This window comes from Pseudomonas plecoglossicida NBRC 103162 = DSM 15088, from assembly GCF_000730665.1.
Classification (GTDB): Bacteria; Pseudomonadota; Gammaproteobacteria; order Pseudomonadales; family Pseudomonadaceae; genus Aquipseudomonas; species Aquipseudomonas plecoglossicida.
Window position 1 is genome coordinate 87,090 of the sequence record NZ_BBIV01000012.1, and the last position, 19,287, is coordinate 106,376.

At 63.6% G+C, this 19,287-nt stretch carries 18 protein-coding genes and 1 pseudogene; 11 read left to right on the forward strand and 8 right to left on the reverse strand.

Annotated elements, in window-relative coordinates; genetic code table 11:
• The first annotated feature begins 32 nt into the window (after positions 1-32).
• The 3 genes from PPL01S_RS09250 (at position 33) to PPL01S_RS09260 (ending at position 3,093) form a co-directional block, all read left to right on the forward strand.
• The gene (locus PPL01S_RS09250) at positions 33-452 is read left to right on the forward strand and encodes a VOC family protein (RefSeq protein ID WP_016395003.1); all 420 of its coding nucleotides are present in this window, start codon (positions 33-35) and stop codon (positions 450-452) included.
• Positions 449-1,228, forward strand: a complete 780-nt coding sequence (locus tag PPL01S_RS09255) for an alpha/beta fold hydrolase (RefSeq protein WP_016395002.1) — start codon at positions 449-451, stop codon at positions 1,226-1,228. Before PPL01S_RS09250 ends, PPL01S_RS09255 begins: the two co-directional genes overlap by 4 nt.
• Positions 1,229-1,413: 185 nt before the next feature.
• The gene (locus PPL01S_RS09260) at positions 1,414-3,093 is read left to right on the forward strand and encodes an MFS transporter (RefSeq protein ID WP_016395001.1); all 1,680 of its coding nucleotides are present in this window, start codon (positions 1,414-1,416) and stop codon (positions 3,091-3,093) included.
• Positions 3,094-3,151: 58 nt separating this feature from the next.
• Here PPL01S_RS09260 and PPL01S_RS09265 read toward each other — a convergent pair whose 3' ends face one another.
• Both PPL01S_RS09265 and PPL01S_RS09270 read right to left on the reverse strand, forming a co-directional pair.
• The gene (locus PPL01S_RS09265) at positions 3,152-3,721 is read right to left on the reverse strand and encodes a hypothetical protein (RefSeq protein WP_016395000.1); all 570 of its coding nucleotides are present in this window, start codon (positions 3,719-3,721) and stop codon (positions 3,152-3,154) included.
• Positions 3,722-3,797: 76 nt separating this feature from the next.
• The gene (locus tag PPL01S_RS09270) at positions 3,798-4,184 is read right to left on the reverse strand and encodes a VOC family protein (RefSeq protein ID WP_016394999.1); all 387 of its coding nucleotides are present in this window, start codon (positions 4,182-4,184) and stop codon (positions 3,798-3,800) included.
• Positions 4,185-4,439: 255 nt separating this feature from the next.
• On the opposite strand from PPL01S_RS09270, the gene PPL01S_RS09275 reads away from it, so the two are divergent.
• The 3 genes from PPL01S_RS09275 to PPL01S_RS09285 all read left to right on the forward strand — a co-directional run bounded on the left by PPL01S_RS09275 (position 4,440) and on the right by PPL01S_RS09285 (position 6,309).
• Positions 4,440-4,928: a GlcG/HbpS family heme-binding protein gene (locus tag PPL01S_RS09275; RefSeq protein WP_016394998.1), complete on the forward strand. Its 489-nt coding sequence runs from the start codon at positions 4,440-4,442 to the stop codon at positions 4,926-4,928.
• 119 nt (positions 4,929-5,047) lie between these two features.
• A complete protein-coding gene (locus PPL01S_RS09280; protein ID WP_016394997.1) occupies positions 5,048-5,953 on the forward strand; it encodes a LysR family transcriptional regulator in 906 nt (301 codons plus the stop codon).
• Between the two features lie 92 nt (positions 5,954-6,045).
• On the forward strand, positions 6,046-6,309 hold the full coding sequence (locus tag PPL01S_RS09285; protein ID WP_016394996.1) for a hypothetical protein: 264 nt from the start codon (positions 6,046-6,048) through the stop codon (positions 6,307-6,309).
• Between the two features lie 106 nt (positions 6,310-6,415).
• On the opposite strand, the gene PPL01S_RS09290 is transcribed toward PPL01S_RS09285, so the two are convergent.
• Both PPL01S_RS09290 and PPL01S_RS09295 read right to left on the reverse strand, forming a co-directional pair.
• The gene (locus tag PPL01S_RS09290) at positions 6,416-6,832 is read right to left on the reverse strand and encodes a RidA family protein (protein ID WP_016394995.1); all 417 of its coding nucleotides are present in this window, start codon (positions 6,830-6,832) and stop codon (positions 6,416-6,418) included.
• A complete protein-coding gene (locus PPL01S_RS09295) occupies positions 6,832-8,151 on the reverse strand; it encodes a flavin-containing monooxygenase (protein WP_016394994.1) in 1,320 nt (439 codons plus the stop codon). The genes PPL01S_RS09290 and PPL01S_RS09295 overlap by 1 nt, the downstream gene beginning before the upstream one ends.
• A 304-nt stretch (positions 8,152-8,455) precedes the next feature.
• On the opposite strand from PPL01S_RS09295, the gene PPL01S_RS09300 reads away from it, so the two are divergent.
• From PPL01S_RS09300 to PPL01S_RS09315, 4 genes and pseudogenes are all read left to right on the forward strand, one after another.
• Complete coding sequence (locus PPL01S_RS09300; RefSeq protein ID WP_016394993.1) at positions 8,456-9,133, forward strand: DUF1028 domain-containing protein; 678 nt, start codon at positions 8,456-8,458, stop codon at positions 9,131-9,133.
• A complete protein-coding gene (gene argE / locus PPL01S_RS09305; RefSeq protein WP_016394992.1) occupies positions 9,126-10,286 on the forward strand; it encodes an acetylornithine deacetylase in 1,161 nt (386 codons plus the stop codon). The genes PPL01S_RS09300 and argE overlap by 8 nt, the downstream gene beginning before the upstream one ends.
• Before the next feature lie 413 nt (positions 10,287-10,699).
• A complete protein-coding gene (locus PPL01S_RS09310; protein WP_016394991.1) occupies positions 10,700-11,314 on the forward strand; it encodes a DcrB-related protein in 615 nt (204 codons plus the stop codon).
• Between the two features lie 5 nt (positions 11,315-11,319).
• A pseudogene (locus PPL01S_RS09315) lies at positions 11,320-13,057 on the forward strand (DUF6531 domain-containing protein); the annotation flags it as partial.
• A gap of 138 nt (positions 13,058-13,195) precedes the next feature.
• Here the strand turns inward: PPL01S_RS09315 and PPL01S_RS09320 are convergent.
• The 4 genes from PPL01S_RS09320 to PPL01S_RS09335 form a co-directional block, all read right to left on the reverse strand.
• On the reverse strand, positions 13,196-14,464 hold the full coding sequence (locus tag PPL01S_RS09320; RefSeq protein WP_016394990.1) for a carbohydrate porin: 1,269 nt from the start codon (positions 14,462-14,464) through the stop codon (positions 13,196-13,198).
• A gap of 110 nt (positions 14,465-14,574) precedes the next feature.
• A complete protein-coding gene (locus PPL01S_RS09325; RefSeq protein ID WP_028624872.1) occupies positions 14,575-16,992 on the reverse strand; it encodes a glucose/quinate/shikimate family membrane-bound PQQ-dependent dehydrogenase in 2,418 nt (805 codons plus the stop codon).
• A 175-nt stretch (positions 16,993-17,167) separates the two neighbouring features.
• A complete protein-coding gene (locus tag PPL01S_RS09330; RefSeq protein ID WP_028624871.1) occupies positions 17,168-17,497 on the reverse strand; it encodes a cupin domain-containing protein in 330 nt (109 codons plus the stop codon).
• A gap of 70 nt (positions 17,498-17,567) precedes the next feature.
• Positions 17,568-18,179 carry a LysE family translocator gene (locus PPL01S_RS09335; protein WP_016394987.1) on the reverse strand — a complete coding sequence of 204 codons (612 nt, stop codon included), beginning with the start codon at positions 18,177-18,179 and terminating at the stop codon, positions 17,568-17,570.
• A gap of 101 nt (positions 18,180-18,280) precedes the next feature.
• Here PPL01S_RS09335 and PPL01S_RS09340 point away from each other — a divergent pair, with 101 nt between their 5' ends.
• Positions 18,281-19,246, forward strand: a complete 966-nt coding sequence (locus PPL01S_RS09340) for a GlxA family transcriptional regulator (protein ID WP_016394986.1) — start codon at positions 18,281-18,283, stop codon at positions 19,244-19,246.
• The last annotated feature ends 41 nt before the right edge of the window (positions 19,247-19,287 follow it).

Here is a 19,287-nt window from a genome sequence, read left to right on the forward strand (position 1 = left end):
GCCATCGCGCCAGCGCCCCAAGGAGACCCGGCATGCGACCGTTCACCCTCAAGCACATCGATCACCTGGTTCTGCGGGTCAGTGACCTGCAGCGCAGCGTGGCGTTCTACCGCGACCTGCTGGGCTGCACCGTCAGCCGGGAGCGCGAGGACTTGGGGATGGTCCACCTGGCGACCGGAACGGCCATGATCGACCTGGTGACGCTCGACGGCCCGCTGGGCCGTCCTGGTGGTGCGGCCCCAGGGGCCGAAGGGCGTAACCTGCATCATTTCTGCTTGCGCATCGAGCCGTTCGACGAGCCGGCGCTGACGGCCTACCTGCAGGCGGCCGGCGTGGTCGTGGAGCCAGCCGAGAAACGCTATGGCGCAGAGGGCGAGGGGCTGTCACTGTACTGCTTCGACCCCGATGGCAATCAGGTCGAGCTCAAGGGCCCGGTGGGAGAGCAGGCATGACAGACGTCACTGTGCGCGAGCACTGGGTCGACACCGTCGACGGCAGGATTTTCGTCCAGGACTGGCTGCCGCGTTCGGCCCAGGGGGTACCGATCATCCTGCTGCATGATTCGCTGGGCTGCGTTGCCCTGTGGCGTGATTTCCCCGCGCAGCTTGCTGCGGCCACCGGGCATCGGGTGATTGCCTATGATCGGTTGGGGTTCGGCCGTTCCGATGCGCACCCGGGCAAGTTGGCCAGGGGTTTCGTGGAAGCACAGGCGCAGGAGGAATTCACTGCGCTGTTGAATCAGCTCGGGGTCGACCGCTTCATTGTCTTCGGCCACAGCGTCGGCGGTGGCATGGCGGTAGCCTGTGCAGCCGAATTTGCCGGGCAGTGCCAGGCGCTGATCATCGAATCGGCCCAGGCCTTCGTCGAAGACCTTACCCTGCAGGGCATTCGCGAGGCCGATCGCCAGTTCGCCGTCCCGGGGCAACTGGAGCGCTTGTCGCGCTATCACGGGGACAAGGCCGAATGGGTCCTGCGGGCCTGGGTGGATACCTGGCTGTCGCCGGCATTCGCCGACTGGAATCTCGATGCCTTGCTGGCCAAGGTGCACTGCCCGATGCTCTGCCTGCACGGTGACCAGGATGAGTTCGGCTCGCTAGCGCATCCCCGGCGCTTCAGTGAGTTGGCTGCAGGCCCCGGCGTGATGCACGTGCTGGCCGGTTGCGGGCACGTGCCGCACCGGGAGCAGACCGCTGTGGTGCTGGCAGAGGTGCAGCGGTTTCTGGGGTGATGGCATCCGTCGATGCTGGCAAGTGGATATCCCGCTAATCCCGATTATGCTTCAGGTACCTTGCTGCGATTCGAGGCGGCCCGCCTCGTCGTGCTTCGCGCGATGCAAGCCTTGGGGCCTGGGTGCGACGGTGAACTGGGTGTGAGGTACTCCGGCCTGCGATAACGACAAGACGGAGGCAACCCATGGCGGTTCTCGACAGCGCATCCACGGGCAGTAGCGCGCCCCAACGCGGCATCACCAAGGAGGAGCGCAAGGTCATCTTCGCCTCTTCCCTGGGCACGGTGTTCGAATGGTACGACTTCTACCTCTACGGCTCGCTGGCGGCGATCATCGCCAAGCACTTCTTCGCCGGCGTCAATGAAACCACCTCGTTCATCTTCGCCTTGCTGGCATTCGCCGCAGGCTTTGCCGTGCGGCCGTTCGGCGCGATCGTGTTCGGTCGCCTGGGCGACATGATAGGGCGCAAGCACACCTTCCTCATCACCATCATCATCATGGGCCTGTCGACCGCCATCGTCGGCCTGTTGCCCAGCTATGCCAGCATCGGCGTGGCGGCTCCAATCATCCTGATTACCCTGCGCCTGTTGCAGGGCCTGGCCTTGGGTGGCGAGTATGGCGGTGCGGCCACTTATGTCGCGGAGCATGCGCCGAAAGGCCGGCGTGGTTTCTTCACGTCATGGATCCAGACCACCGCGACGCTTGGGCTGTTCCTGTCGCTGCTGGTGATCCTGGCCTGCCGTACGGCCATGGGCACCGAGGCATTCGAGGCGTGGGGCTGGCGCATACCGTTCCTGCTGTCGATCCTGCTGCTGGCGATTTCGGTGTATATCCGCATGCAGCTCAACGAGTCGCCGGTGTTCATGAAGATGAAGGCCGAAGGCAAGGCCTCGAAAGCGCCACTGACCGAATCCTTCGCCCGCTGGGACAACCTCAAGGTGGTCATCATGGCACTGCTCGGCGGTACTGCTGGCCAGGCGGTGGTGTGGTACACCGGGCAGTTCTACGCGCTGTTCTTCCTGTTGCAGACCCTGAAGATCGACCCGCAGACCGCCAACCTGCTGATCGCCGGCTCCTTGCTGATCGGTACGCCGTTCTTCATCTTCTTCGGCAGCCTGTCCGACCGCATCGGCCGCAAGAAGATCATCATGGCTGGCTGCATCATCGCCGCGCTGACCTACTTTCCGATCTTCAAGGCGCTCACCGAGTACGGCAACCCTGACGTGTTCGTCGCCCAGGAGCAGAACCCGGTGGTGGTGGTAGCCGACCCCGGCCAGTGCGCGTTCCAGTTCGACCCGGTGGGCAAGGCCAGATTCACCAGTTCCTGCGACATCGCCAAGAGCTTGCTGGCCAAGCGGGCGATCCCTTACGAGAACCAGAAGGCCGAGCCAGGCAGTCTGGCGCAGATCCGTATCGGCGAGCGGGTGATTCCGAGCTTCGACGGCAGCAGCCTGGCGGCGGCCGACTTGAAGACCCAGAGCGACGCCTTCACCGCGACCCTGACGGGTGCATTGAAAGAGGCCGGTTACCCGGAGAAGGCTGATCCTGCGAAGATCCATTACCCGATGGTGCTGTTGCTGCTGACCATCCTGGTGATCTACGTGACCATGGTCTACGGGCCGATCGCGGCATGGCTGGTCGAGCTGTTCCCGGCGCGCATCCGCTACACCTCGATGTCGCTGCCTTACCACATTGGCAACGGTTGGTTCGGTGGCTTCCTGCCGACCGTGGCCTTTGCCATGGTGGCGGCTACCGGGGATATCTACTACGGGCTGTGGTACCCGATCGTGATTGCGCTGATGACGGCGGTGATGGGGATCTTCTTCATGCCCGAGACCAAGGATCGGGATATTACTCACACTTGAGTCTTGGGTAATGGTCGCTGGCCCTATCGCCGGCTTGCCGGCGATAGGGCCCGAGCAGTCAGTCGTAGTATCCGCGCAAGGTGTAGGCATAGCCAATATCTACAGCCTTGGCTTCGCCCCGGCTCCAGCGCTTCTTCATCACGAACTCGAACGCCGGCTCGTACAAGCCGTCACGCACCAGCGCACCGCCCAGCACCTCGACGTCGTACCAGCCATTGTCCAGCTCGACGATCGGCCGCCCCGGCACCTGGTAACGGGCCAGCAGATCACCCAGGGTCTTGGGCGTGAAATGCTGCAGGATGCGCCAGGTGTACAGCATCACGGCGCGGTGCTGCACCTGCAGCACATAGCCATTGCGTCGATGCTTGAGCCGGCTGCCGGGCTCGAGCAGGGCGGGCGGGTGGCCATCGAGGGTGAAGATGATGTGGTAGGGCAGGTTGTCGATCCCCGCCAGGGGCAACACCACGCCCCGTTGCACGGCCAGGTCGCCGCTGTCGCCGTGGGTGAATTCACGGGCCAGGTCGTCGGGCAGCTGGTGGGTCTGCTTGAAATGGTCGAGCAACTGGATGTCACCGACCAGAAAGTAGTCGACCAGGTCGTTGAGCACTTCGCTGAATTCGTGGCGCATCTGTTTTCCTTGTTGTGGCGCACGGGTAACAGCAGCCAATGTAGCGAATGGGCCCCCGGCCTGCCAGCGGCCGTGCTCAGTGCTTCTGGGCGATCTGGATCAGGTTGCCGCAGGTGTCGTCGAATACTGCAACGGTAACCAGGCCGAGGTTGGTTGGCTCCTGGGTGAACTTGACACCGGCCTTGCACAACCGTGTGTACTCAGCCTGGATATCGCGCACACCGAACGAGGTGGCGGGGATGCCATCTTGGCGCAGGGCAGCCTTGTAGGTCTTGGCAGCAGGGTGGGTATCGGGCTCCAGAACCAGCTGGACGCCGTTGGGGTCGTTGGGTGAGGTCAGGGTGAGCCAGCGGTACTGGCCCATGGGGATGTCGTCCTTGGGCTCGAAGCCGAGCACGTAGTGGTAGAAGGCCAGGGCCTTGGCCTGGTCGTCGACGAGAATGCTGGTGACCACGATCTTCATAGGCATACACCGTACCTGTGGCTCGTAAGCTTCAGTAAAGACGCTCTGGATCATTTCACCACTAAAGCGCGTTTTCAGAACATGGCGTAGGAAAAGCACAGGCCGAACAACGTTTAGCCCAAGCAATGCAGGGTGTACGGGGGCTGGGCGTGATCGGCATCTGGAGCCACATAGCGGCTTACATTTGCCTTGCGGACGCCAGCCCGGTGGGCGGGCAAGATGCTGCTGACCATCCAGCCTACTAGGAGCGTTACCATGCGTTTGATCAAAGTTGCCCTGTTCGGTTGTGCGTTACTCACTGGCCCGGCGTGGGCCACCGCGTTGTCTCACGGCGAGGCCACGGCGCTGGCCAGCAAGGTGGTCGAGCTTGCCACCCGGCAAGGCTACAACGTCAGCGCCACGGTACTGGATGTCGAGCGCAATGCATTGGCCACGGTCAGGTCCGAACAGGCCGGACCCTACACCCCGAGGGCCTCGTTCAAAAAGGCCTATACGGCGCTGGTGGTTCGCCAGCCTACCCAGCTGTTTATCCGAGACACCCTGCAGAAACAGCCTGAAGACCTGGAGAAATTCATCGTTGCCAACATCCGCGACAGCGATCACCTGATTTTCCTGCCCGGCGGGGTGCCGATCGTCAAGGATGGCCGTACGCTCGGGGCAATAGGGGTGGGTGGCGCGCCTGGCGGCCACCTGGACGATGCGCTGGCCAAGCACGTGCTGACGGACATGGGCTTCACCTACTGAGCAAAAACCTGCTCAAGCTATAGGCAAATCCTTCATCAGGCCGAGGCGCCAGCAGCGCGGCGTCAAGGTAAAGTGACAGGAAAATTCCCACGGCGCTGTTCGGCGCCAGAGAGGTGCCTGTGGCTTCCTACACCCTGCGACAACTCAAGTATTTCGTCACCACCGTCGAGGCCGGCAGCGTTGCCGAAGCTTCGCGCCAGCTGTACATCGCCCAGCCTTCGATCTCCACGGCGATCAAGAGCCTGGAAGAAAGCTTCGGTGTGCAGCTGTTCATTCGCCACCATGCCCAGGGCGTATCGCTCACGCCCAGCGGCAAACGTTTCTACGCCAAGACCAAGTCGCTGCTGCAGATGACCCACGAGTTCGAGCAGAACGCCCTGGCCGACAACGACACCGTGGCCGGGCAGATCGACATCGGTTGTTTCGAGACCGTGGCACCTTTGTACCTGCCACGATTGATCGCCGGTTTTCGCCAGCGCTACCCGGGCGTCGACATTCGCCTGCGCGATGGCGAACAGCAGGACCTGATTCAGGGCCTGACCGCGGGTACTTTCGACCTGGCTTTTCTTTACGATCATGACCTGGATGGCACCATCGAGGCCGAGCCGTTGATGCCGCCGCAAAAACCTTATGTGCTGCTGCCGGAAAAACACCGCTTCGCAGGTCAAGCGCAAGTATCGCTGCGCGACCTGTGCCCGGAGCCGATGATCTTGCTGGATGTGGCGCCAAGCCGTACCTATTTCGTCAGCCTGTTCAACGAGATGGGGCTGACGCCGAACATCGTGTTCAGTTCACCATCGATCGAGATGGTGCGCGGCATGGTAGGGCAGGGATTTGGGTTTTCTCTGTTGGTGACGCGGCCGCACTCGGCGTACACCTATGACGGGCAGAAGCTGGTGACGCTGGATATTACTGAGCCGGTAGCGCTTTCGGGGCTGGCGGCGGCGCGGCTGAAGCGGGTGCAATTGACCAAGCCGGCGCAGCTGTTCGTGGATTTCTGCCGGGAAGAGCTGGCCAGGTTCTAAACGCTTCGTAGGTAGTTCATTTCCAGATGGGGGGGAGGGTGGCTTGGCGTTAGCGTTGTCCAGCTATCCAATCTCGGTACGGGGTGATACCTATGAAATCCATGGTTTTGGCTGCAACACTGATCGCTGCAGGCCTGGTGCAGGCTGCAGAACACGCGCCGCCGGGCAGCGAGGCTCAGCAAACCGGCGCCATGCACAGACTCAAAGTCGATGCCTCCACCGCTCAGGACGCTGATGCGCCCGTGAAGCTACCCCAACACAAGCGCGGAATCGGCCCAGTCGTGGGTATGCCATGTGAAGTGGGATACAGGCTGGTCGGCGATGACTGTGTCATGAGCAATGTCGAGTTCGAATGATCTCGATGCCCATAAGGGCCTTGGCTGAACCCGACATCAGCGCAGTACTTGTGGGAGCCGGCTTGCCGGTGAATGGGGCGCAACGCACCCCACCCATGTCACTGGATCACTCCTGATCCGGCACCACCGCAATCACATCGATCTCCATCAGCCATTCAGCCTGGGCCAGGCCCGCCACCACCAACCCGGTGGAAATCGGGTAAACGCCCTTGAGCCATTTGCCCACTTCCTTGTACACAGGCTCGCGGAAGCGCGGGTCGGTGATGTAGGTGGTGGTCTTGACGATGTGCGACAGGTCCGAGCCTGCTTCTTCAAGTAGCTGCTTGACGTTCTTCATCGCCTGTTCGGCTTGCGCACGTGGGTCACCCAGTCCCACCAGGCGCCCTTCGAAGTCTGTACCGACCTGGCCACGCACATAGACGGTGTTACCCGCCCGCACGGCCTGGCACAGGTCGTTGTCCAGGGTCTGGTTCGGGTAGGTTTCCTTGGTGTTGAACATGCGGATGCGAGTGTGAGTAGGCATCAGTGGGCTCCGAGGGTGCTGACGTTGCTGATCAAGGTTTGTTGTTGGTCATCCGCTTCACGCTGTTCGCGGTCGCGGTAGGCCAGGTAGGTGCGCTGGGTGGCGATGTGGCCGGCGACATGCTTGGCGTCGTGCCACACGCCCCAGATGAACGACGAGCCGCGGCGCGACAACCAGGGCAGGCCGAGGAAATACACGCCTGGCTCGCGGGACACGCCGCGCTGGTGCTGCGGTTTGCCATTGGCGTCGAAGGTGTCGACCTGCAGCCAGCTGAAGTCCACGCCATAGCCGGTCGCCCAGATGATGCTGGTGACGCCGGCCTGGGCCAGGTCCAGTTGCTGCAATGGGTTGCTGATGCACGCCGGGTCGGGCAGGCGCTTGCGGGCCTCGGGCTCTTCCGGCAGGTCCAGGCCGTTGCGCTCGATGTAGGCGTCGGCGGCATCGAGCAGGGCCAGGTAGTTTTCGTCGCCGCGCTGGATGTTCTCGGCCAGGTTGTCCTGGAAGCGTGCCACGCCGTTCTCGAACGACTGGGTCAGGCCGACCAGGGTCATGCCCTGGTGGGCGAGGGCGCGGAAGTCCACGGTGTGGCCGCCACGGGCGCCGCTGACGGCGATGGTCACGTGCTCGCGGCCAGGCTTGGCGATCTCGGCATCCCACTCGCCCAGCACGCCCAGCCACCAGCAGAAGTCACGGTTGCGGTAGGCACGTGGCGGACGGTCATGGGCGCCGACCGACAGGTACACCTGGCGGCCTGCGCGCATCAGCTCTTCGGCGATCTGCACGCCGGAGGAACCGGCACCCACCACCAGCACGGCGCCTTGCGGCAGTTGCTCGGGGTTGAAGTAGGCGGCGGAATGGATCTGGTGCAGTTGTTCATCCTTGGGCGCGATGGCCGGGATCACCGGGCGCTGGAACGGGCCGGTGGCGGCAACCACGCGGTTGGCGCGGATAACACCCTCGTTGGTTTCGATGGTGAAGCCAGGGCGGTCGGCATTGCGCACCACCTTCTTCACCTCGATACCGGTACGCACCGGCAAGTTGTACTTGCGCACGTACTGTTCGAAGTAGTCGGCAACCTGGTCCTTGCCGGCGAAGGCGTCGGCGTCGAGGTTGAATTCCAGACCCGGGAAGCGGTCGTGCCAGACCGGCCCGTTGGCTACCAGCGAGTCCCAGCGGCCGGTGCGCCACGCTTCGGCGATGCGCTTGCGTTCCAGTACCAGGTGCGGCACGCCAAGCTTGCTCAGGTGTTCGCTCATGGCCACGCCGGCCTGGCCGGCGCCGACTACCAGGGTGTCGATTTCGATATTGTTCAGTGTCATGTCCGAGCCCTTGTTCAGGCGGTTTTTGTCAGGTCGGTTTTGGTGGACCGCCGTTACCTGGGGCCAGACTAGGGACGCCGCACAAATCGCGAAAATAGTATTTAGCTTGGGCTTGCCGATAAAACGACGAAGGCCTTGAAAGGCAAGGCCTGCAACTAGGGTTTGCGGTGTTTTTCCAGTGTTTTGCACGGGCGTTTCCGGGCTTAGTTTTTTCCTGTTCAAGGCACAGGAAAAAGGTCGTTTCGCGCACGGGAGGGTTCTGTTCAGATTGCCTGCAATCGCACAGGACAACAGGAGTCTTCACATGACCTTCTCCATCATCGGACGCTGCCAGGAAACCGGCCAGGTCGGTATCGCCATCAGCTCGTCGAGCATCGCCGTTGGCGCACGCTGTCCGTGGGTGCGTGCCGGTGTCGGCGCCGTCGCCACGCAGAACATCACCTTGCCTGCGCTGGGGCCGCAGATCCTCGATGCCCTAGAGCAGGGCCAGTTGCCGCCTGCCGCGGCGCTGGACCGGGTGCTCAGCGCCAACGGCTGGAGCGAGTATCGCCAGGTCACGGTCATCGACAGCCAAGGCCAGGTTGCGCTGTTCACCGGCAAGGAAGCCCTGGGCGTGCACAATGCGGTAGCCGGAGAGCAATGCGCGGCGGCCGGCAACTTGCTGTCTTCGATGCAAGTGATCGAGGCCATGGTGCAGGCCTTCGAACAGGCCGGTGGCCACCTGGCCGATCGCCTGCTGGCGGCCATGCATGCGGCGATGGCCGCCGGTGGCGAGGCGGGCCCGGTGCACTCGGCGGCGCTGAAAATCGCCGGCGAGCTGACCTGGCCGCTGGTTGACCTGCGGGTGGACTGGGCCGACGAAGACCCGATCGGTGTGCTCGACGGCTTGTGGCAGGCGTATCGCCCGCAGATGCAGGACTATGTCACCCGCGCCCTGGACCCGACGACCGCACCGAGCTACGGGGTGCCTGGCGATGAGTGAGTTCAGCAGCCGTGCCTTGTTGGCGCGGCTGGTCGGTTTTGCCACGGTCAGCCGCGATTCCAACCTGCAACTGATCGGCTTCGTGCGCGACTACCTGGCCGGGCTTGGGGTGGACAGTGAACTGTTCCTCAATCCCGAGGGTACCAAGGCCAACCTGTTCGCCACCATCGGGCCCAAGGATGTGGGTGGTGTGGTGTTGTCCGGGCACACTGACGTGGTGCCCGTCGATGGCCAGGCCTGGACCGTCGAGCCGTTTGCCCTGACCGAACGCGAAGGGCGTTTGTATGGTCGCGGCACGGCCGACATGAAGGGCTTCATCGCCTCGGTGCTGGCCGCTGTGCCGGCGTTTCTCGCGCAACCGCTGCGCATGCCGGTGCACCTGGCGTTTTCCTATGACGAGGAGGTCGGCTGCCTGGGCGTGCGCTCGATGCTGGCGGCACTGCAACAGCGGCCACACAAGCCGCGCTTGTGCCTGATCGGCGAGCCCACCGAGCTCAAACCGGTACTCGGGCACAAGGGCAAGCTGGCCATGCGCTGCCAGGTGCAGGGCGCTGCGTGCCATTCGGCGTATGCGCCTTATGGGGTCAATGCCATCGAGTACGCGGCGAAGCTGATCGGCAAGCTGGGCGAGATCGGTGATGCCCTGGCATTACCCGAGCACCATGACTCACGTTTTGATCCGCCGTTCTCGACCGTGCAGACCGGTGTGATCAACGGCGGCAGGGCGTTGAACATCGTGCCCGAGGAATGCGCGTTCGACTTCGAGGTGCGCGCCTTGCCGGGGTTCGAGGCCCAGGCCGTGGCCGACCAGCTGCAGACCTATGCCGAGGCCGAGTTGCTGCCGCGCATGCGCAAGGTCAGTGCGGCCAGTGCGATTCGCCTGGCGCCCTTGAGTGCCTATCCGGGGCTGGCCACATCGGCGGACAGCGAGGCGGCGCGCCTGGTGGCGTTGCTCAGCGGTTCGGAGGATTTCGGCACGGTGGCGTTCGGTACCGAAGGGGGGCTGTTCGAGCAGGCCGGCATCCCGACGGTGGTGTGCGGGCCGGGCAGCATGGACCAGGGGCACAAGCCGGATGAGTTCGTCAGCGTCGAACAGTTGCAAGGGTGTGATGCGATGCTGCTGAGGCTGGTGGATTACCTCAAGCAGGGCTGAAGGTTGTGGCCGCTGAAATGCGGCTACCCGGTAAATGTTCCTATGGAAACGTCTGAAACTTATCCGTCGCCACAAATGCTTACAACGCTGTCATACCCCCTCGATCCCATGCCTGACGGGTCTTCTCATGCGCATCTGCAGACCCGTCGGGGCAAGGGCTCGGCCATATCCTGAGGCCCTTTGGGTCGTCCTCGATAAAGCAATTAGCCATCACCCCGTACGGCTGGAAGCCTTGGTTTCAGTGGGGTGCAGCACATTGACAGCGCTTTTTCCCCGGGTATTAACTCTGCGCGGTCCAAGGCCAGAGCACGGAGCACCGCACTGGCGGGCTGGCCACATTGTCAGGGAGATACCTTTGCCATGCGCATTGCAGCACATGGCCGCCTCGCCTCTGTCGAGCAAGGCGGCCGGCCATGATCAGAAGAACAAGCATCTACGACCGCCTTTCAGAAAGGCGTGAAGCCGCTGAAAAAGCAGCCAGGGAACAGGCCGAACGTGACGCCGCCGCCGAAGCGGCCTTGCAAGCCGCAAAGCTGGCAGAACGTGCCAGACCGCTGCCACTGGTACCCGAGCGCAACGAACTGACCCTTGCCGGCTTGCGCCTGGTCATGCCGCCAGGGTTCGAGCTGCGCGATTGCACCACGACACTTCAGGTCGGGCAGCATCAGGTCACCCTGCACACGCAGCGCAGCCCCCTTGCACAGGGGCAGACACTCGATCGGGAGCTCGAACAGCACCTGGCAGAGGCACGCCAGCGTCACACCGAAATCACCCTCATCCGCAAGCAGGCCTGCAGCTTCGCCGGTCACGACGCGTTGCGCCTGGATTACCGCTTCTGCAACGCCGATGAGGCCCGGCACTGCCAGGCCGTGATGCTGCTGGTCCCCGGAAGTCCCGGCCAGGAAGCACAGGCGCTCACCCTCTCCACGATCGTCGACCCCGACCAGGAGGCGTTGGCCAGCTGGTTGATCACCTTCGATGCGATGGTCGCCAACATCACCTGCGCCCCCGCAGCTGCCCAGGAGTAGGTGCCATGTTCGAAGCAGCACGCTGGGGCGACGATATCGAGCACACATCGGCGCTGACCGGGTTCCTGGCGGGTGCCGTGGCCGGTTTGGCCATGGTCGCCGCCGCCTCGTTCATCATCGGCCCCGCCGTGGAGCGCGCCTTGGGCGGGCTGCTCGGCAACCCGGTGGACCTTACCTGCGGGCGCAAGGTCCTCACGGACGAAGCCGATTTCGTCATCCCCGGCCTCATGCCCATCGAATGGTCACGGTTCTATGCCAGTGACCTGGACACCGGCAGCGTGCTGGGGCGTGGCTGGACATTGCCCTGGGAACAGAGCCTGCGCCGCAACGGCTGCTTCGTGTACCTGAACGACAACCAGGGCCGCAGCGTTCCTTTCGTCGATGTCGAGCCGGGTGAGCGCATTTACAACCCGCACGAACAACTGACGCTGGTCCGCACTATCGGTGGGCACTACATCCTGCAGACCCTCGACAACCTGTTCTTCTATTTCGGCGAAGTGCCCAACGACAACCGTGAAGTGCCCCTGCAGCGCCTGGAAAACGCTCTGGGCCATTACCTGCACCTCACCCGCAATGCCGACGGTTGCCTCACCGACATCAGCGCACCTGGTGGGATCCGCCTGCACCTGCACTACGAGGCCCCTTTCGGCCGCCTGACCTCGGTCAAGCGCATCGTTGACGATGCTGCCGTGGAAACCCTCGTGCAGTATCGCTACGACAGCGCAGGCCAACTGGTCCACGTCACCAACCGCAACGGCGATACCTCCCGCACCTTCGGCTACGACGATGGCCTGATGGACCGCCACAGCAATGCCCTGGGCCTGATCTGCGAGTACCGGTGGGATGAGATCGAGGGCCAGCGGCGCGTGGTCGAACACTCGACCAGCGATGGCGAGCATTACCAGTTTCGCTATGACACGGCTGCCCGAACCAGCTGGGCCACGGATGCGCTGGGCCGCGAGTTGCAGATCCAGTACAACGAGGACAACCGCATCATCGCCAGCCGCCAAGATCACCCGCGATGCGCATCAGGCATTCGACTACGACGACGCGGATCGCCTGCTGAGCATCCAGCGCAAACCAAGCGGCATCGGCAAGCAACTCGGCATCAGCGAAGAAACGCTGGGATACCGCTACGACCTGCTCGGCCGGCTGACGCAGGAAATCACCACCGACGATGTCCTGGCCTACGAGTATGACTTGCTGAGCAATCTGACCACCCTCACCCTGCCGGACGGGCGCAAGCTCAACCACCTGTACTACGGCAGCGGCCACCTGCACCAGCTGAACCTGGATGGCCAGGTGATCAGCGATATCGAGCGCGATGACCTGCACCGCGAGGTGTACCGGACCCAGGGCAAGCTCACCAGTTGCTTCGGCTATGACGCCATGGGGCGCAAGGCCTGGCAGTTCGCGTCGACCTTACCCGCCGACAAACTCTCCCAGGTGCACAACGCCGGGATCCACACATCGTTGCTGGTGGAGCATGCCTACAACCCGATCCACCGGCGATACCAGTACGACCCGGCAGGTGAGTTGACCCGTACGCTCGACAAGCTGCGCGGGGAGATCAAGTACGACTACGAAGCCAATGGCCGGTTGCGCAGCCGGGATACCGGCTCACTGGTAGGCAGCGAGGAATTTCGTTACGACCCGGCCGGGAATCGCCTGGACTTCAATGCGCGGCGGTTTGCCAAGGTCAGGGACAACCGGATTCCGAACTGGCAGAACCACGAATTGAAGCGCTTCTGGTTTTGGAGGCACCTCCGAGCCTCATAGTCAGGCTCAAATTGGAGGTGCCAACGTCTTGCGATTGACTAGCGAGCGATCCGCTTCAGATGTCTGACTACTGTATCAACGCCGCAAAGCGGCCCCAAGGATTCAGAAGGTCGCCTTGACCTGCAACCCGACCACCAGCGCATTGTCGATGTCTTTGCCGGAGAAGGCCCCCGGCTCGATGATGTACTGCACATCCGGCCGCAGGTTCAGCCACGGCGTGGCCTGGTAGCCATAGCTCAGTTCGATCAACTGCTCGGCGCTGTCGATGTTGGGGAACGGTTGCCCGGCATTGGCGGTGGCATCCTCCAGCACATCCCGGCTGCGCGGGTTGGGCACGGCGCGGCCATAACCCAGGGCCAGGGTGTCGCGCGGTCGGCTTGCGAACGGCTTGTACAGCACGACACCTGCGCCATACCACTTGGTGAACGGCGATGCCGCCTCGCTCGAGGCCGAGTACTGGCCGAAGGCATGAAGACTGCGGCCTGGCGAACCGGCATCGTTCCACACCGCCTGGTCGACCAGCACATAGTGGCCGCCACGGCCGGACACGTCCTCGTCGCTGCCAATACGCTTCACGTCGGAGCTGTCGTAGTAGTAACCCAGCTTGTACTCACCCGGCAGCTCGCCCTGCAGCTTGTACACCAGCTCCACCGGCAGCACCGTACCGGTGGTGTGCTTGGGCCCCAGGTGCCAGGCACGGCTGGAGTTGCCGTTGCTTTGCGGGTCGACGTTGAACGCCGCCACGCGCAACTGCCAGGCGGGCGACAGGTCGTATTTGACCCGTACGCCGAGGTGGGCGTTGGGGTAGTTGGTCCAGCCGCTGCCACCGGACATGTTCAGCGGGTGGCCGCAGAAGCCGGCGTTCATGAAGTTGCACAGGATGCCGCTGTCCAGGCCGCCGAGGTCGTTGCCCATGGCCATGTAGCCGAGCTTGACGTCGAGCGCCGGGGTGAACAGGGTGCGCTCGTAGCTGAGCTCGGTCAGGCGGGTGTACAGGCCACCGTAGTTTTCCTGGATCGGCAGGCGGTTGCCCACCAGGTCTTCCGAGGCGCTGTTGCCGCGGCGGTCGTTGAGGGTCAGCTGGACCTTGCCGCCGTTGTCCAGGCCGTACAGTTTCGACAGGTCGAACTGCACGCCGAGCTTGAGGTTCTGCGAATAACGGGCGGAGCGGTGCAGTCCACCGTGGGCGTTGTAGGCGGTTTCACCGCTGTAGTCGCCGGTGAACCTGATGCCGTCATCTTCGAGCTGGTGACGCAGGCCGCCCCAGTCGCCGGTCATCGTGTTGCGGGTCATCAGGTCGCCCTCGGCCAGGGCGGTGGTGCTGGCCAGGGCCAACAGCAGGGGAGCAATAGTGCGAAAAGCGGATGGCATTGCGGGGTCTCGATTGAACGTTTAGGGCCTCATCGCCGGCAAGCCGGCTCCCACAGGTTGTAAACAAGACCTGGTGGGAGCCGGCTTGCCGGCGATAAGAGCGACGCGATTTACGGCAAGGCGTAGGCCATTACATAGTCGCCACGGTCGGTCGACTGACGGGCACCACCGGCGGTGACGACCACATACTGCTTGCCGGTCTTGGGCGAAACATAGGTCATCGGGCCACCCTGGCTACCTACCGGTAGGCGGGCTTTCCAGACTTCGTTGCCGTTGCTGCTGTCGTAGGCGCGCAGGTAGAAGTCCTGGGTACCGGCAATGAAGATCAAGCCACCTTGGGTCGACAGGGTGCCGCCCAGGGTCGGCAGGCCGATCTTGATCGGCAGGTGCATGCGGATGCCCAGGGGGCCTGTGTCTTCCACGGTACCGACCGGCACCTGCCAGGCGACCTGGCGGGTCTTCATGTCGATGGCGGTGAGGGTGCCGAATGGTGGCGCCTGGCACGGGATGCCGGCCACCGACAGGAAGCGGTTCTTGTTCACCGCATACGGGGTGCCCTTGAGCGGCACGGCGCCCATGCCGGTGTTCAGCGCCTCGCCACCGGAGGTGGCCTGGCCCTTGTTCTGCGACGGGATCATCTGGATCCACAGGCCCAGGCGCATGTCGTTGACGAAGATGAAGCCGTGCACCGGGTCGGTGGAGATGCTGCCCCAGTTCATGCCACCCAGCGATCCCGGGAAGCTCAGCGACAGGTCGGTACCCGGCGCGGTGTACAGGCCGTCGTAGCGCATTTTCTTGAAGTCGATGCGGCACAGCAACTGGTCATAAGGCGTGGCGCCCCACATGTCCGATTCGGTCAGGGTCTGCGCGCCGATTTGCGGCATGCCCACCGATTTGGGCTGGGTCGGGGAATAGGGCTCGTTGGGGATGTTGCTTGGCTTGACCGGGACTTCATCGACCTGGGTCAGCGGCTTGCCGGTGGCGCGGTCGAGCACGTAGATCTGCCCGGCCTTGGTGCTGATCACCACGGCAGGCACGCTGTTGCCGTCGTCCTTGGTGAAGTCGATCAGGCTCGGCTGCATCGGCAGGTCGAAGTCCCACAGGTCGTTGTGCACGGTCTGGAACACCCACTTCTGGTTGCCGGTGGTGGCATCCAGGGCCAGCACCGATGCGCCGTAGGTGTGATCCAGCTTGCTGCGTTCGACGCCGTAGATGTCGGTGGACGACGAGCCCATGGGCAGGAACAGGGTGTTCATCGCCGGGTCGTAGGACATCGGTGCCCAGCTGTTGGGGGTGCTGCGCACGTAGGTGCTGTCGCCCTGGGGGGCCTGGCGATCTTCCGGGTTGCCCGGGTCGAAGGCCCAGCGCATTTCACCGGTGATCACGTCGAAACCACGGATCACACCGCCAGGCATGTCGGTCTGGACGTTGTCGGCGACACGCCCGCCCACCACCACGGTGGTGCCGGCCATCAGCGGTGCCGAGGACAGCTGGTAGTAAGAGTCCGGCACGTTACCCAGGCCTGCCATCAGGTTGACCTGGCCGTTGTTGCCGAAGCCTTGGCAGAACGCGCCGGTGTCGGCGTCGACTGCGATCAGGCGGCCGTCGATGGTGTTGGTCAGCAGCCGACGCTGGCAGTTGGCACCGGCCGGCACGCTGGCGACGGTGATCGGCGAACTGTTCGGCTGGGTCGGCTGGGCGATCGCGGCCGTGGCGTCGAAGTAGGCCATGCCGCGGCAGCGCTGCCAGACCTTGGACTGGGCGTTGATCGCGTTCTTCCACAGCTCCTTGCCAGTGTCGGCGTCGAGGGCGATGAGGTTGTTGTGCGGGGTGCAGATGAACACCTTGTTGCCGACCTGCAACGGGGTCAGCTGGTCTTCGGCACCGTTGCCGTCGCTGATGGCGACATCGCCAGTGTGGTAGGTCCAGGCCACCTTGAGCTTGTCGACGTTGTCGCGGTTGATCTGGTCAAGTGCGGCGAAGCGGCTGCCGCCTTCGGTGTTGCCGTAGTGGGCCCAGTCCTTCTGCGCCTTGCCGGCTTCCACCGGGGTCATGCCCGGGCCATTGCCGGTAGGGGCGACGCTTGGGTGCGCGACGAACATGTTGCCGGCAGCGATCACCAGCACCACGGCCAGCACGCCTGCGATGCCGTAGGCACCTCGGCCGGTGTTGCCGCCATTGGCGCGGGCAAGCAGTGGGTAGACCAGCGCCACCACCATGCCGATCGCACCGAACATGAACAGGCGCGAGAACAGTGGCCAGAACACCAGTCCGGCGTCGACCAGTGCCCATAGCGCGGTGCCGACCAGAAATGCAGCGTACAGCCAGGCACCGGCCTTCTTGCAGCGAGCGATGAGCACGCCGGCGATGGCCATGGCCAGCCCGCCGACCAGGAAGTACCAGGAACCGCCCAGGCCGGCGAGCTTGACGCCGCCAGCCACGAGCAGCAGGCCGAGCAGGGCGATGATCACGCCCAAGCCGACCAGGATGATTTTTGTGGCGCCAGAGGCGCGCGGTGTTTCGTTCATGCCAGGGATCTCAGCAGGTGGAATGCGCGCAGTTTAAGCCCTTAGCAAGCTAATTAACAAGTTAGTACAAAATCTCATGAGGCTGATTGTCGCAGGGTGAAACTTGCCAAGTCGTGGCTAAAAGTTTAGATCGAGGAGGGAAAATTGATTGAAATTCGTTGTTCTGGCGAATTGCTCAGCGGTAGAAAATGGCGAGCCAAAGCGTGGTTTCGGCTGTTGAGGTCCACTCCACCCGATGCCGGCAATGGGCGGGAATATCGAGGCAATCGCCTGGCACCAGCAGCCGTGTCCAGTGCTCGTGCTCCAGGTGCAAGCCGGCGCGACCCGTGAGCAGCAGGATCCATTCACTTTCTTCCTGGTCGTACCAGAAGCCCGGCGCACTGGCCTGCCCGCAGGAAACGATGCGTTCGATGCGCACGCCGGGCCGCCGCAGAAGTTGATCGACGCGCTCGGCTTGAGCGGGGTCGCAGGCGGGCACAAGGGCCAGCAGGTTGGTCGGGATCATTGCCGGTCTCACCATGACGCGTTGCGTTCACTATGGACGCGGCCCGGGCTTCTTGCCGCCCTGCAAAGCCCTATCGGCTGAGCGGCAGAGCAACGCCAATCAACGCGAACAGGCTGCCGCAGCAACGGTTGAAGCCCTTGCCGCCCTTGGTCAGCCAAGGCCGAACACGGAACGCCAGCCGTGCCAGCAGGTACTCGACCATGAACTCCACGCTGGCGAAGGTCGCCGCCATCACCACGAACTGCAGCAGCAACCCACGTTGCGGGTCGATGAATTGCGGCAGGAAGGCGCCATAGAACAACAGCACCTTGGGGTTGGCGATGGCCGACAACAACCCTTGGCGGAACAGGCCGACATTACCCAGGCGGGCGGCGCGCTGGCTGTGCTCCAGCTGCAGGGCAGGGCTGCGCCAGAGCTGGATGCCCAGCCACAACAGGTAAGCCCCGCCTACCCATTTGAGCACGGTCAGCACGGACGCCGAGGTCTGCAACAAGGCGCTCAGGCCGAACATGGCCAAGGCGATCAACGCGCTGAAGCCGAACACCCCGCCCACGATCGTGAACAAGGTGCGACGCGCGCCGTAGAGTGCGCCATGGGTCAGGGCCAGCAAGCTGTTGGGGCCTGGCGTCAGCGACAGGCCGATGCTAGCGAGCAGATAGATCAACCAGGTGTTCAGTGCCATGTGAAGTGCCTTCGAGTTGCAATGCAGATGAGTCTAAGGGACGACCAGGGCATCGAAGGGTATCATCTGGTCATTTGATGGTACTTTTTGGACGCTTTGCCATGTCGCCTGATATCCGCCTGCTCATCGTGCCGTTGCCCGAATTTGCGCTGTTGCCCTTTGGCGCCTTTCTCGACAAGTTGCGCTTCAGTGCCGACGATGAAGACTACAGCCGCCAGCGTTATTGCAGCTGGACGCTGGGCAGCCTGACGGGCGAGCCCGTGGCGTCGAGCAGCGGGGCGGTGCTCCAGGTGGAGGCCATCGGCGAACAGCGGCTGGCGGACTACGACTACCTGGTGCTGTTCGGCAGCCGCAATGCCGAGGCCACGGCGAGCCTGGCGCCGCACTACAACAGCCTGCTCAAGCGTGCGACCCGAGCTGGCGTGAAGCTGGTCGGCATCGACAATGCCGCGTTCCTGATGGCGGCCTGCGGTTTGCTGGACGGGCACAAGGTGGTGGTGCACTGGCGCCATGAAGCCGAGTTCCGGGCAAGCTTCCCGCACCTGAACGTGCTGCGTGAGCAGTTGTACTGCATCGACAGGGGGCGTATCACCTGCGCCGGCGGTACGGCCGCCATCGACCTGGCGGTGGAGTTGCTGTCACACGGCTGTGGGCGCGCACGTGCGCTCAAGGGGCTGGCCGACATGCTGGTGGACGAGTCCCGCGACAGCCGCCATGCCCTGCGCTCGCTGGAAGCCGGGGCAGGGCAGGGGCGCCAGGTGCAGCGCGCCCTGGCGTTGATGCGTCACCATCTGGCGGCGCGGCTTTCTATCGAGCAGCTGGCGGTCGAGCTGGGCATCAGCCGGCGGCAGCTGGACCGTCAGTTCCAGGCCAGCCATGGCATGAGTGCCAAAGCCTGGTGGCAGGAGTTGCGCCTGCAGCAGGCGCGCTGGCGTTTGCTCAATTCCAGCCACAGCCTCGGGCAGATCGCCGATGAGGTGGGGCTGGGCGATGCCAGTTACCTGGGACGATGCGTGCGGCGGCGCTTTGGCTGCACAGCGCTGGCGTTGCGCAGAACCGCTGTGTGAGCGAGCCAGGGTCAAGGCGTTTACAGAAGCTGTGGGAAAAC

Excerpts from the sequence above, each read along its gene's own strand:
- PPL01S_RS09250 (WP_016395003.1), top strand. The coding sequence starts at position 33 with ATGCGACCGTTCACCCTCAAGCACATCGATCACCTGGTTCTGCGGGTC.
- PPL01S_RS09255 (WP_016395002.1), top strand. The coding sequence starts at position 449 with ATGACAGACGTCACTGTGCGCGAGCACTGGGTCGACACCGTCGACGGC.
- PPL01S_RS09260 (WP_016395001.1), top strand. The coding sequence starts at position 1,414 with ATGGCGGTTCTCGACAGCGCATCCACGGGCAGTAGCGCGCCCCAACGC.
- PPL01S_RS09265 (WP_016395000.1), bottom strand. The coding sequence starts at position 3,721 with ATGCGCCACGAATTCAGCGAAGTGCTCAACGACCTGGTCGACTACTTT.
- PPL01S_RS09270 (WP_016394999.1), bottom strand. The coding sequence starts at position 4,184 with ATGAAGATCGTGGTCACCAGCATTCTCGTCGACGACCAGGCCAAGGCC.
- PPL01S_RS09275 (WP_016394998.1), top strand. The coding sequence starts at position 4,440 with ATGCGTTTGATCAAAGTTGCCCTGTTCGGTTGTGCGTTACTCACTGGC.
- PPL01S_RS09285 (WP_016394996.1), top strand. The coding sequence starts at position 6,046 with ATGAAATCCATGGTTTTGGCTGCAACACTGATCGCTGCAGGCCTGGTG.
- PPL01S_RS09290 (WP_016394995.1), bottom strand. The coding sequence starts at position 6,832 with ATGCCTACTCACACTCGCATCCGCATGTTCAACACCAAGGAAACCTAC.
- PPL01S_RS09295 (WP_016394994.1), bottom strand. The coding sequence starts at position 8,151 with ATGACACTGAACAATATCGAAATCGACACCCTGGTAGTCGGCGCCGGC.
- PPL01S_RS09300 (WP_016394993.1), top strand. The coding sequence starts at position 8,456 with ATGACCTTCTCCATCATCGGACGCTGCCAGGAAACCGGCCAGGTCGGT.
- argE (WP_016394992.1), top strand. The coding sequence starts at position 9,126 with ATGAGTGAGTTCAGCAGCCGTGCCTTGTTGGCGCGGCTGGTCGGTTTT.
- PPL01S_RS09310 (WP_016394991.1), top strand. The coding sequence starts at position 10,700 with ATGATCAGAAGAACAAGCATCTACGACCGCCTTTCAGAAAGGCGTGAA.
- PPL01S_RS09320 (WP_016394990.1), bottom strand. The coding sequence starts at position 14,464 with ATGCCATCCGCTTTTCGCACTATTGCTCCCCTGCTGTTGGCCCTGGCC.
- PPL01S_RS09325 (WP_028624872.1), bottom strand. The coding sequence starts at position 16,992 with ATGAACGAAACACCGCGCGCCTCTGGCGCCACAAAAATCATCCTGGTC.
- PPL01S_RS09330 (WP_028624871.1), bottom strand. The coding sequence starts at position 17,497 with ATGATCCCGACCAACCTGCTGGCCCTTGTGCCCGCCTGCGACCCCGCT.
- PPL01S_RS09335 (WP_016394987.1), bottom strand. The coding sequence starts at position 18,179 with ATGGCACTGAACACCTGGTTGATCTATCTGCTCGCTAGCATCGGCCTG.
- PPL01S_RS09340 (WP_016394986.1), top strand. The coding sequence starts at position 18,281 with ATGTCGCCTGATATCCGCCTGCTCATCGTGCCGTTGCCCGAATTTGCG.